This window comes from Phenylobacterium sp. (assembly GCF_028290885.1).
GTDB lineage: Bacteria > Pseudomonadota > Alphaproteobacteria > Caulobacterales > Caulobacteraceae > Phenylobacterium.
The window spans coordinates 1-11139 of the sequence record NZ_JAQGIZ010000071.1 but is presented as its reverse complement, the minus strand read 5'-3'; the positions used below and the strand labels follow the sequence as shown (position 1 = coordinate 11139).

The 11139-nt window shown below is 70.4% G+C and carries 11 protein-coding genes and 1 pseudogene; 5 read left to right on the top strand and 7 right to left on the bottom strand.

The window, feature by feature from the left end; genetic code table 11:
- The 3 genes and pseudogenes from JWP28_RS05535 to JWP28_RS05525 all read right to left on the bottom strand — a co-directional run.
- Positions 1 to 103: pseudogene (locus tag JWP28_RS05535) on the bottom strand (uracil phosphoribosyltransferase); the annotation flags it as partial.
- A gap of 8 nt (positions 104 to 111) precedes the next feature.
- The gene (locus JWP28_RS05530; RefSeq protein WP_299540886.1) at positions 112 to 1311 is read right to left on the bottom strand and encodes a DUF1688 family protein; all 1200 of its coding nucleotides are present in this window, start codon (positions 1309 to 1311) and stop codon (positions 112 to 114) included.
- A gap of 155 nt (positions 1312 to 1466) precedes the next feature.
- Entirely contained in the window at positions 1467 to 2723 is a 1257-nt protein-coding gene (locus JWP28_RS05525; RefSeq protein ID WP_299540885.1) for a GTP cyclohydrolase II, read from the bottom strand.
- A gap of 217 nt (positions 2724 to 2940) precedes the next feature.
- On the opposite strand from JWP28_RS05525, the gene guaD reads away from it, so the two are divergent.
- Complete coding sequence (gene guaD, locus JWP28_RS05520) at positions 2941 to 4245, top strand: guanine deaminase (protein ID WP_299540883.1); 1305 nt, start codon at positions 2941 to 2943, stop codon at positions 4243 to 4245.
- Position 4246: 1 nt separating this feature from the next.
- Here the strand turns inward: guaD and JWP28_RS05515 are convergent, their stop codons facing one another.
- The 3 genes from JWP28_RS05515 to JWP28_RS05505 all read right to left on the bottom strand — a co-directional run bounded on the left by JWP28_RS05515 (position 4247) and on the right by JWP28_RS05505 (position 7152).
- Positions 4247 to 5662: an NAD-dependent succinate-semialdehyde dehydrogenase gene (locus JWP28_RS05515; RefSeq protein ID WP_299540882.1), complete on the bottom strand. Its 1416-nt coding sequence runs from the start codon at positions 5660 to 5662 to the stop codon at positions 4247 to 4249.
- 81 nt (positions 5663 to 5743) lie between these two features.
- Positions 5744 to 6862: an AGE family epimerase/isomerase gene (locus tag JWP28_RS05510; RefSeq protein ID WP_299540880.1), complete on the bottom strand. Its 1119-nt coding sequence runs from the start codon at positions 6860 to 6862 to the stop codon at positions 5744 to 5746.
- Between the two features lie 38 nt (positions 6863 to 6900).
- Positions 6901 to 7152, bottom strand: coding sequence for a hypothetical protein (locus tag JWP28_RS05505; protein ID WP_299540878.1), 252 nt, complete (start codon positions 7150 to 7152; stop codon positions 6901 to 6903).
- Positions 7153 to 7437: 285 nt separating this feature from the next.
- Between JWP28_RS05505 and JWP28_RS05500 the strand changes: the two genes are divergently transcribed.
- The gene (locus tag JWP28_RS05500) at positions 7438 to 7851 is read left to right on the top strand and encodes a helix-turn-helix transcriptional regulator (protein WP_299540876.1); all 414 of its coding nucleotides are present in this window, start codon (positions 7438 to 7440) and stop codon (positions 7849 to 7851) included.
- A gap of 3 nt (positions 7852 to 7854) precedes the next feature.
- Here JWP28_RS05500 and JWP28_RS05495 read toward each other — a convergent pair whose 3' ends face one another.
- A complete protein-coding gene (locus JWP28_RS05495) occupies positions 7855 to 8496 on the bottom strand; it encodes a TlpA disulfide reductase family protein (protein WP_299540874.1) in 642 nt (213 codons plus the stop codon).
- Here JWP28_RS05495 and argH point away from each other — a divergent pair, their 5' ends adjacent.
- The 3 genes from argH to lysA all read left to right on the top strand — a co-directional run.
- A complete protein-coding gene (gene argH / locus JWP28_RS05490) occupies positions 8497 to 9918 on the top strand; it encodes an argininosuccinate lyase (RefSeq protein ID WP_299540872.1) in 1422 nt (473 codons plus the stop codon).
- Entirely contained in the window at positions 9915 to 10229 is a 315-nt protein-coding gene (locus JWP28_RS05485) for a hypothetical protein (RefSeq protein WP_299540871.1), read from the top strand. Before argH ends, JWP28_RS05485 begins: the two co-directional genes overlap by 4 nt.
- The coding region (gene lysA, locus JWP28_RS05480) for a diaminopimelate decarboxylase (RefSeq protein ID WP_299540870.1) at positions 10226 to 11139 on the top strand (914 nt) is incomplete at its 3' end. The genes JWP28_RS05485 and lysA, both read left to right, overlap by 4 nt.

Here is an 11139-nt window from a genome sequence, read left to right as displayed (position 1 = left end):
CCTTCAGCAGCTGCCGGAAGCTCTTGGTGGAGGTGTCCTTCTTCCGCATCAGCGTCAGCTTGTGCTGCACCAGCGGGTGGTCGACGATGGTGACGCCCTTCATGGAACCCCTCAAAAGACTGTGCCGTCGCTGACGACGGTGATCGGCGGGCCGCCGTCGGCGCGCAAGCTCCGAGCGATGCGCCGCCCCGCCGCCCAGGTCCCGCCCTCCAGCACGCGCGCCAGCGGGAAGGCCTCGGCGCTGACGTCCAGGCGCTCTCGCACCATGGGCGCGATCCTGTCGAGCAGCGCCACCGTAAGCGACCGCCATCCGACCACCAACGGTCCGTCCACCGGGTGGGCGCGCCCGGCGTCGGCGGGATCGGTCAGGGTCAGGACGCCGGCGTCCACGAACAGGCCGCCGTTGCGGTATTCGGCGAGGCCGGTCAGGCCGTCCACATCGACCACAGCGACGCCCGCCGCTTCCAGGGGTTCGATCAGCGAGTAGGCCAGCCACTGCGAGAGCTTGTGGATCGGGACGTAGCCGTCGGTGGCGTCGGTGCGCCTGATTGCGGGATGGCGCCAGCAGTCGCCGAGCGGCACGCCGCCGAGGCTCAAACGGCCCGGCCAGATCGGGCCAAGCGCTTCAAGCAACACCTCGAGGATCACCGGCGCGGCCAGCCGTCCGTCCCGGGCGCGCGCGGCCATGACGTCGAACAGGACGCCGGGCCGGCCCACCGCCTCGCCGAGCCGCCGCAGCAGGGCCGCGCGGCCTTCGAGGCCGACCAGCGGATTGTCAGGCCGGGCCTGGAAGGCCTTCGCCAGCAGCTCGGCGTCCACCCGCCCAAGCGCATCGGCGCGCAACGGATCGTCCGGGTCGGCAGAGAGCACGCCGGATTCGAACAGCCGCAGGGAGGCGATCCCGAGCCCTTCGGAGCGGCCGAGCTCCGTGCCGGTCGCCATGTCGCGGTAGCGCCAGGCCGCGCCGGCGCCGGCGTCCAGCAGCACCGAGGTGATCGCCAGATCGAAAGCCGCCCGGGCCTGGTCCTTGGGATCGGCCCAGGGCTTCTCCCGCTCGGCCCAGAGGTCGCGGCCGTCGACGACGAAGTGCCGCCAGCGGGCGTGGAACGGCACGTCGAGGTCCGGATAGGCCTCGCGCACCACCCGCGCCGTCAGGTCGGCGGCGGCGTCGAGTTTTGCCAGGTCGACGCGCCACTCGGCGACCTCGCCCGCCAAGGCGGCGCCCAGCATCTCCTGGGCGCGCTCGCGAACCGCGGCCGACGAAAGCAGAGACCGCGCGGCGGCGGCGTCGGTCCTCGGTTTGGCGTTCACGTCTCTAACTAAAGCTCGTCATCCCCGGGCTTGTCCCGGGGATCCATAAACACGATTGCCTCAGGCAGATCCCCGACGTCCGGCGCTTATGGATGGGCGGCACAAGGCCGGCCATGACGTGATTTGAGATCGGGGGACCGGTCACCGGCGGGAACTCAGAATTCCGTCAGGTCGCGGCCGACCACACGCTTCAGGTCCGCCTTCGAGGGCGGCTTTTCGGGCGTGAAGTAGCCGGCGGCCTTCTTGGCTTCCATCTCGACGCTGGCGTCCGGCGGCACCAGGTCGTCCGGGATCGGCACGCGCTCGCCGATCTCGATCCCGCCCTTCACCAGGGCGTCGTACTTCATGTTGGACATGGAGACGAAGCGGTCGATGCGGCGGATGCCGAGCCAGTGGATGATGTCGGGCATCAGCTGCTGGAAGCGGGCGTCCTGCACGCCGGCCACGCACTCGGTGCGCTCGAAATAGGTCGCCGCCTGGTCGCCGCCCGGCTGGCGCTTGCGGGCGTTGTAGACCAGGAACTTGGTGACCTCGCCGAGCGCGCGGCCTTCCTTGCGGTTATAGACGATGAGGCCCGTACCGCCGGCCTGGGCCTGGCGCGTCGCCTCCTCGATGCCGTGCGTCAGATAGGGCCGGCAGGTGCAGATGTCGGAGCCGAACACGTCGGAGCCGTTGCACTCGTCGTGCACGCGGCAGGTCAGAGTGAAGCGCCTGTCGCCGAGGTGGGCCGGATCGCCGAACATGTAGAGGGTGATCCCGCCGATCGGGGGCAGGAAGACCTGGATGTCCGGCCGGGTGACCAGTTCGGGATACATGCCGCCGGTCTGTTCGAAGAGGGTCCGGCGAAGCTGGGTCTCGTCGACCTCGAAGCGCTGGGCGATGCCGGGCAGATACCAGACCGGGTCAATCGCCGCCTTGGTGACGGCCACGTCGCCGCTCTCGTGGATGACCTTGCCGTCGACCTTCAGCCGGCCCTTGGCGATGGCCTCATGGATCTCCGGCAGGTCGATGCGCGCCTTGGTGACCGCGATGGTCGGCCGGATGTCGACGCCTTCCGCCAGCTCTGGCGCGAAGTCCTCGGCGATCCGGTGGCCCCAGGGATCCAGCGAGACGATCTTGCCGGCCTCATGCCACTGGTCGTGCGGGCCGATCGGCACGACCGGATGGGTGTTGTGCAGCTCCGGCCGGACCAGCGGGTCCATGGCGCCCGACGAGATCGCCAGCGCGCGGTAGATCGAATAGGCGCCGCCATGCGCGCCCACCGCGTTGCGGTCGGCGCCGGAGTTCGGCGTGGCGATGACCGGGCCGCGCTCGCGGGCGGTGGGGGCGTCCCAGCGGATCGGGAAGCGGCTCGCCGACCCGGCGCCCGGGTGCGAGGTGAGCCGGATGTGGGATGTCCTGTTGGCGGACATGGATCTCTATGAGACCTCCAGAATCGAAAAGGCCCCCGCCAGCTCGCCGGCGTAGGGCCTTTGAGAGCGGATTAAACGCCCGCCCATCTGACTTGGCAAGCGTTACGACTTTACTGTCTGTGGCGCGGCCCACTGATTTCATTGCGCTTTGTCCCACCCGTGGCGCACGGCCGAAGAGGTGCTGGGAACCGTCTGCGAGGCGGCCTAAGGATAGGCCGTGAGCCGACACGCCTATCGCGCCGCCCTGCTGCATGCCCTGGACGATCCTTGCCGGGCGCCGCCCGAAGCCGCCTGGGACTACCAGGCCGACGGCCTGCTGGTCGTCGAGGACGGCTACGTCACCGCCTTTGGGGCGCATGCGGATATCGCGCCGACGCTTGGCGCCGACACGCCGGTCACCGCCTTTCCCGGAAAGCTGATCACCCCGGGCTTCGTCGACGCCCACATCCACTATCCCCAGACCGACGTGGTGGCCGCCTGGGGCGCGCAGCTCCTGGACTGGCTGAACACCCACACCTTTCCCGCCGAGCAGGCCTTCGCCGACCGGGCGCACGCCGACGAGGCGGCGGCGTTCTTCCTCGACGAGCTGCTGCGCAACGGCACCACCAGCGCCCTGGTGTTCGGCACAGTGCACAAGACCTCGGTGGAGGCGCTGTTCGAGGCGGCGCTTGCCCGCAACATGCGGCTGGTCGCCGGCAAGGTGCTGATGGACCGCCACGCGCCCGCCGCGCTCTGCGACAGCGTCGGGACCGGCCGCGCGGACACCGAGGCCCTGATCCGCGCCTGGCGGGGCCGCGGCCGCCTGGGCTACGCCGTGACGCCGCGCTTCGCGGTCACCTCCTCCGACGCCCAGCTGGCCATGGCCGGCGAGGTGGCCGCCGCGCACCCCGAGGTGCTGATCCACACTCACCTGTCGGAGAACCTCGCGGAGATCGCCCGCGTCGGTGAGCTGTTTCCCGACCACCAGGACTACCTCGACGTCTACGCCCGCCATGGCCTGGTCACGCCCCGCTCGGTGTTCGCCCACTGCGTCCATTCGACGGACGACGCCCTGCGCCGCATGCAGCGCGCCGGCGCGGCGGCGGCCTTCTGCCCGTCGTCGAACCTCTTGCTCGGCAGCGGGCTGTTCAGCCTCAAGCAGGCCTGCGCGTGCGGGGTGACCGTCGGCCTCGGCACCGATATCGGGGCGGGCGCCAGCTTCTCGCTGCTGCACATGATGGGCGAGGCCTACAAGGTGGGGCAGCTCGCCGGCGAGACGCTCGACCCGATGCACGCCTTCTACCTGGCGACGCTGGCGGGCGCCCGGGCCATGAAGATCGACGACAAGGTGGGCAACCTCGAACCCGGCAAGGAGGCCGACTTCCTGGTCCTCGACCTCGCCGCCACGCCCTTGCTCGCCCGCCGGACCGGTGCGGCGGCGACCATCGCCGAGAAGCTGTTCGTGCTCTCGATCCTCGGCGACGACCGCGCGATCGAACGGACCTATCTGGCGGGCGCCCTGGCCCACAGCCGCGGCGGCTGACCTACTCCGATCCGTGGATGGCCCTCGGCTCGGGATGCACCAGCACGGTCTTGATATTCACGAACTCGTGGATGCCGAACTCCGAGCACTCGCGGCCATAGCCGGAGTGCTTCACCCCGCCGAACGGTAGGCGCGAGTCGGAGCGGACGTTCTGGTTCACGAAGCTCATGCCGGCTTCCAGCTCCTCGGTGGCGATGCGCTCGCCGCGCTCGAGGTCGCCGGTGAGCACGCCGGAACCCAGGCCGAAGGGGCTGTCGTTGGCGATGCGGATGGCGTCGGCCTCGTCCCTGGCTTCGATCACCGCGGCGACCGGACCGAACACCTCCTCGTCGTGGGCCGGCATTCCGGGGCGCACGTCGGTGAGCACCGTGGCCGGGTACCAGGCGCCGGGCTTGTTGGGGACCTCGCCGCCGATCAGGAGGCGGGCGCCCTTGGCCACGCTCTCGACGACCTGCCGGTGGATGTGATCGCGGGCGTCGACGCTCTGCATCGGCCCGAGCCTGGTTTCCGCCTGCCGCGGGTCGCCGATCTGGTAGGCCGCCATCGCCTTCACCAGCGCCTGCTCGAAGGCCTCGCGGACCTGCGCCACCACGATGAAGCGCTTGCCGGCGATGCAGCTCTGGCCGCCGTTGACCATCCGCGCGGCCGCGGCGACCTCGGCGGCGCCTTCGATGTGGGCGTCTTCCAGCACCACATAGGCGTCGCTGCCGCCGAGCTCGAGCACGCACTTCTTTAGGACCCCGCCCGCCTGGGTGGCGACCTGCCGGCCGGCCTCGACGCTGCCGGTGAGGCTGAGCGCGGCGATCGCGTCGCTCTCGATGACCGCGCGGACGTCGCGGCTGGGGATCAAGAGGGTGCGGAACACGTCTTCAGGGAAGCCCGCCTCGCGGAACACGTCCTCGATGGCGAGCGCGCAGCCCGGCACGTTGCTGGCGTGCTTCAAGACCGCGGTGTTGCCGGCCATCAGCGTCGGTGCGGCGAAGCGGAACACCTGCCAGAACGGGAAATTCCACGGCATCACCGCCAGGATCGTGCCCAGCGGCCGGAACGCCACCTTGGCCTTGGGGCCGCCCATATCCACCGGCCGGTCGGCTAGGAAGGCAGCGGCGTGTTCGGCGAAGAAATCGCAGTTGCCGGCGCACTTCTCGACCTCGGCGCGGCCTTCGGTGAGCGTCTTGCCCATCTCGTCGGTCATCAGGGTGGAGAACTCGTCCTGCCGGGCGCGCAGGACCGCCGCAGCGCGGCGCATCATGGCGGCGCGCTCGGCGATGCCGGTGCGTCGCCAGCCTTCGAAGGCGGAGCGGGCTTTGCGGGCGATCTCAAGCGCCTCGTCGGGCGTGTGGCCGGGATAGCTGCGTCCGGGCTTGGCGGTCGCGGGGTCGACGGCCTGGAAGTTGGGCTTCTGCGGCATGTCCATCGGCAAGCTCCTTAGGCCCCCAATCTCCGCGTATCGGGCGGGAAACCGATGGGGACCCGGCTGGTTGCCTCGCGTCTTTTGCTAGGCGGCCGTTCCTAGGTGAGACCTCAGCTCGAGGATCGCAACCATCAGGTGGTAGAACGACGTGGCCGGCGCCGGCTCCTCGACGAAGCTGCCGTCCGCCTGCAGCTTGTCGCGCCAGGCGCCGCGGGCCGGGACGTCGAGGTATTGCGCCAGCCCGCGCGCGGCGCGGACGCCCTGCGCCTCGTCGCCCACCACCAGGGCGGCCTTCAGGTGTTCGGTCTGCGGCCAGAGCCGGGCCGCGCCGTCGCGGATGGAGAAATCGTCCCACAGCGCATTGACCGCGACTTCGCGGACCGGATCGACGCCGCGCAGGCCGTTCTGGAACAGCCGCCCGGCCGCCGTCCGCGCCGCCGCGTCCCCCCGCGAGCGGCCCCAGCGCTCCAGCAGCCAGGCCCATTCGAACTGGTGACCGGGCTCCACCAGGCCGCCGGCGCCGGACAGCGCCTGCCAGTCGGCGTCGAAGAACTCGCGCAGGGCGCCGGTCGCCGGGTCGATGAACTTCGACATCGCGAGCTCTGCGATCTCGTCGGACAGCGCCGCCCAGCGGGGCCCGCCGGCCGCCTCCCAGGCGAGCGCGCTCTCGAAGAGGTGCATGTGGCAGTTGGCCTGGAAGGGATGCGAGCCGGCCTCCCGGAAGCCGCCCGCAGGGTTGCGCCGCGCCTTCAGCGCCGTCAGCACCCGCTCCGCCTCGCCGGCGAGATCGCCGGCCGCCGGATCGGCCGCCTGCAGCGCCGCCATGGCCAGCAGCACGAAGGCCTGCTCGTAGATGTCGGCCCCCGCGTCCAGCGGCGCGCCATCGCCCGACGCGCGGTTGATGAACAGGCCGTCGGGGCGCCGGTAGACGGCGACGAATCGCGCCCATCCCGCGCGGGCCACCGGCAGCCACCGTTCGCCGTAGCCAGCGGTCGCGGCGGAGGCGAAGACGAACACCTGCCGCGCCTGCGCCCGCGCCCGGCGCGGCGCCTCGACCGGCCGGCCCTCGACGCTCAGCGTTTCCTGGAACAGCCCGCCTGCAGGATCGACGCCGGCTCCGGCCCACAGCGGCAGGGCCGCCTCGCCCAGCCAGGCGTCGTACCAGCGGGCGGCTTCGGAGAGGGTGTCGAACCTGGGCGGCATCGGGCCGTCTTAGAGGATTGTCTGCGGCTGCGCGCGGGTCAGGCGTCGCAGCTCCGGGTGGCATGGGCGACGTGGAAGGATCCGGAGTGCGAGAGCACGATCCAGTCGCCGCAGCGGGCGATCACCGGCCCGTCGGGGGTGCGCACCTGCACGGCGGCGCTTTCCACCACGGCGCAGGCCTCTTCGCCCAGCCAGCGCCAGAGCGTGCGCCAGCTGGCCTTGTCGCTGGGCGGCGGCACGCGGAGGGCGGCGCCGTGGTCGAAGGGTGGATGAAGGCGGATGGCGCGCATGGAACCTTGGACGGGCGGCTGAGGTCGTCAGAGGTCGAATTCGGGGTGCTTCGGTCACCAAGTGCTTAACCGCCGGATCGACGCAGCGGCGTCAGACGGAGAGCTCCGCCTACGGCAGAGGTTGCAAATTGTCGCACCAATGTTCTCTGAACGACTTTCCAAAGCGGAAACAAAGGCTTTAACCTATGGTGGAGCTGGCCAACACGATCCGGTGGATCGGTTCGTGCAGAATAGCCGGCCGGGAGGATCGCAATGGCAGACCCGTCGACGAAGGCGCCTGATCCTATGGATGTGGCCCTGGGCGCCGCGGTGCGCATCCGCCGGCGCACGATCGGCCTTTCGCAGGAGGCGTTGGCCGACCAGTGCGGGGTCAGCTTCCAGCAGATCCAGAAGTACGAGAACGGCGCGAACCGCATCTCCTTCTCCCGCCTGGTGCAGATCGCCCGCGCCTTGAAGTGCCGGGTGATCGACCTGATGGACGTGCTGGACGGCCCCGACCGGGAGACCACCGGCGACCTCGACCTGCTCACGCGCATGCGCACGCCGGGCGCGCTCGAGCTGCTGACTGCCTATGAGCAGATGACGCCGGAGGCCCGCACCTCCCTGGTCGGCCTGCTAAGGGCCGTCATCGGGCCGAGCGCGGCCGTCGCGATAAGAGCCGCCAAATCGCCTGAGTCGCATTCCGCCGGCCGCCATTAGGGCTCAGCCCGCCGCGAGAAGCTTGTCGATCACCGACCTGGCGCCCGCGCCAGACCAATCGGCCTCGCCCGAGATGCGGCCGCGCTCCAGGCCGTCCTTGCCCAGGATGATGGTCGTTGGCATGCCGTTCGCCGCGGGCTTGAGCGCCCAGGGCAGCTTGGCTTCGGGATCGTTGTAGAAGGCCAGCGGCGCCTGCTGGGCGAGGAAGGCCTTGGCCTGTTCGAGCGCCTCGGCCTTGTCGATGCTCACCGCGACAACAGCCACCGGCTTGCCCTCATAGGCCTTCGCCAGCTTCGCCAGGGTGGGCATCTCGATCTTGCAGGGCGCGCACCAGGTGGCCCAGAGGTTCATCACCACGACCTTGCCCTTGAAGTCGGCGGGCGTGACCTTCTTCCCGGCGCTGTCGACGAAGGCGTAGGCCGGTGGCGCCGTCCCGTCGGCGGTGTGCTCGAGCTTCCTGGCGACGTCGTGCGTCTCGCTGGCGGTCGGCACGGCGCCGGACGCTGCGACAGGCGCTTGCGGCGCCGGCTTGGTCGTCGCCTGCGCGATGATGTAGACAACCGCCGCGACGCCTATAGCAGCGGCGCCCCAGAGGGCCCATGTCAGGACCCTGCCCCTGGGCCTGGCCGCGGACTGATCGTTCATATGACAGACGACTCCTCTGACGCCCCTGCAAAGGCTGCTCCCTCGGGGCAGGCCATGTGGGGCGGCCGTTTCTCGGACAAACCCGCCGAGTTGATGCAGGCGATCAACGTCTCCATCAGCTTCGACCGCAGGCTGGCCGCCCAGGACCTGGAAGGGTCCCGCGCGCACGCGGCGATGTTGCAAAAGACGGGAGTCATTACAAGCGAGGACGCCGAGGCGATCCAGGCAGGCCTGAAGCTCATCGGCGAGGAGATGGCCGCCGGGATCTTCCCGTTCCGCGAGGAATTCGAGGATATCCACATGAACGTGGAGGCCCGTCTGCGCGAGCTGATCGGCCCGCCAGCCGGGCGGCTGCACACCGCCCGCTCGCGCAACGACCAGGTCGCGCTCGATTTCCGCATGTGGGTGCGCGAGGCGTGCGACCGGACGGGCGCGCAGATCAAGGCGCTGCAGAAAGCTCTCGTGGCCAAGGCCGAGCCGCACGCGGCGACACTCATGCCGGGCTTCACCCACCTGCAGCCGGCCCAGCCGGTGACCTTCGGCCATCACCTGATGGCCTATGTGGAGATGTTCGGGCGCGACGCCTCGCGGTTCGCCGACGCCCGGTCGCGGATGAACGAGAGCCCGCTGGGGGCCGCGGCCCTGGCCGGCTCCCCCTTCCCCATCGATCGCGACCAGACCGCCAAGGCGCTGGGCTTCGACCGGCCGGCCGCCAATTCTCTGGACACCGTGGCCGACCGCGACTTCGCGCTGGAGGCGCTTGGCGCGGCCAGCATCTGCGCCATCCACCTGTCGCGCCTGGCCGAGGAGATCGTGATCTGGATGACGCCGCAGTTCGGCTTCATCGCGCTCACCGACGCCTTCACCACCGGCTCGTCGATCATGCCGCAGAAGAAGAACCCCGACGCCGCCGAGCTGGTGCGCGCCAAGAGTGGGCGGCTGCTCGGCTCATTCGTCCAGCTGGCCGTGGTGATGAAGGGCCTGCCGCTGACCTATTCGAAGGACATGCAGGAGGATAAGGTCCCGACCTTCGAGGCGTTCGACGCCCTGGAGCTGTCGCTGAGCGCCATGGCCGGGATGGTCGCCGACCTTGAGCCGAACAAGGAGCGGATGGCGGTTGCCGCCGGAAGCGGCTTCTCCACCGCCACCGACCTCGCCGACTGGCTGGTGCGGGAGCTGGGCCTGCCGTTCCGCGAGGCGCACCACATCACCGGCGCGGCGGTGAAGCGGGCCGAACAGCTGGGCTGCGGCCTGACCGGCGTGCCGCTCGCCGACCTGCAGGCCCTGGAGCCGCGGATCACCGATGGTGTTTACCAGGTGCTGACCCCCGAGGCCTCGGTGGCCAGCCGCACGAGCTATGGCGGGACCGCACCCGATCAGGTGCGCTCCCAAATCCAGCGTTGGAAGGAAATCCTCGCATGACGCTTCGCACCTTTATACGGACCGGCGCGGTCCTTCTGGCCCTCGGGGCTCCGCTCGGGGCGTGCGGCAAGCTGGGGGACCTTCAGAAGCCTGGCCCGCTGAACGGCGCCGGGCGCGCCACCGACCGGCAGGCCGAGGAGCAGCGCCGTCAGGCGCAGGATCCGCAGCGGCCGGTCGACACCATCGATCAGCGCGACCAGACCACAGATCCCGCCCCGCCGCGCACCCTGCCGATCGAGGGGTCCGGCCAGGACCCGCTCAGCCCCGGACCGCCGGGCGCGCTGCCCGACCCCTACGCCAATCCGCGATGAACCACTTCGAGCTGCGGGGCGGCGAGCTCCATTGCGAGGACGTGCCCCTGGCGAAGATCGCCGAAGCCGTCGGCACGCCGGTCTATGTCTATTCCTCGGCGACGCTCGAGCGGCACTTCACCGTGCTGCGCGACGCGCTCACCGGCGCGGGCCTGCGCGACCCGCTGATCGCATATGCGGTGAAGGCCAATTCCAACGTCGCGGTCCTGCGCACGCTGGCCCGCCTGGGCGCCGGGGCGGACGTGGTTTCCGAGGGCGAGATCCGGCGCGCCGTCGCCGCCGGCGTGCCGCCTGAGCGCATCGTGTTCTCGGGGGTCGGCAAGACTGCCACGGAGGTGGCCTTCGCGCTGGAAGCCGGCGTCGCCGAGATCAACCTGGAGTCGGAGCCGGAGCTCCACTTGGTCAACACAGTGGCCGAAGGGCTCGGCAAGCGCGCCACCGTGGCCATCCGGGTCAATCCGGACGTCGAGGCCGGCGGCCACGCGAAGATCTCCACCGGCAAGGCCGAGAACAAGTTCGGCGTCTCACTGGCCGAGGCCGAGCGGCTCTACGCCAACGCGTCCAACATGGCCGGCGTCCGGCCGGTGGGCGTGGCCTGCCATATCGGCAGTCAGATCACCGATCTCGCGCCCCTGGAGGCGGCGTTCCGCAAGATGCGCATGCTCGTCGAACGCCTGCGCGGCGAAGGCCTCGCCGTCGAGCGCCTGGACCTCGGCGGCGGCCTCGGCGCGCCCTACTTCAACCAGCCGACCCCGCCGGAGCCTTCGGCCTACGCCGCCATGATCGCCCGCGTGATGGACGGCCTGACGGACATCCAGTTCGCGTTCGAGCCCGGCCGGATGATCGCCGCCAACGCCGGCGTGCTGGTGGCCCGCGTGCTGCACGTCAATGCACGGCCCGAGGGACGGAA

What these genes read in the sequence shown, in the direction of transcription:
- JWP28_RS05525 (WP_299540885.1), bottom strand. Translation starts at nt 2,723, where the DNA reads ATGTCCGCCAACAGGACATCCCACATCCGGCTCACCTCGCACCCGGGC.
- JWP28_RS05515 (WP_299540882.1), bottom strand. Translation starts at nt 5,662, where the DNA reads ATGGACATGCCGCAGAAGCCCAACTTCCAGGCCGTCGACCCCGCGACC.
- JWP28_RS05510 (WP_299540880.1), bottom strand. Translation starts at nt 6,862, where the DNA reads ATGCCGCCCAGGTTCGACACCCTCTCCGAAGCCGCCCGCTGGTACGAC.
- JWP28_RS05505 (WP_299540878.1), bottom strand. Translation starts at nt 7,152, where the DNA reads ATGCGCGCCATCCGCCTTCATCCACCCTTCGACCACGGCGCCGCCCTC.
- JWP28_RS05500 (WP_299540876.1), top strand. Translation starts at nt 7,438, where the DNA reads ATGGATGTGGCCCTGGGCGCCGCGGTGCGCATCCGCCGGCGCACGATC.
- JWP28_RS05495 (WP_299540874.1), bottom strand. Translation starts at nt 8,496, where the DNA reads ATGAACGATCAGTCCGCGGCCAGGCCCAGGGGCAGGGTCCTGACATGG.
- argH (WP_299540872.1), top strand. Translation starts at nt 8,497, where the DNA reads ATGACAGACGACTCCTCTGACGCCCCTGCAAAGGCTGCTCCCTCGGGG.
- JWP28_RS05485 (WP_299540871.1), top strand. Translation starts at nt 9,915, where the DNA reads ATGACGCTTCGCACCTTTATACGGACCGGCGCGGTCCTTCTGGCCCTC.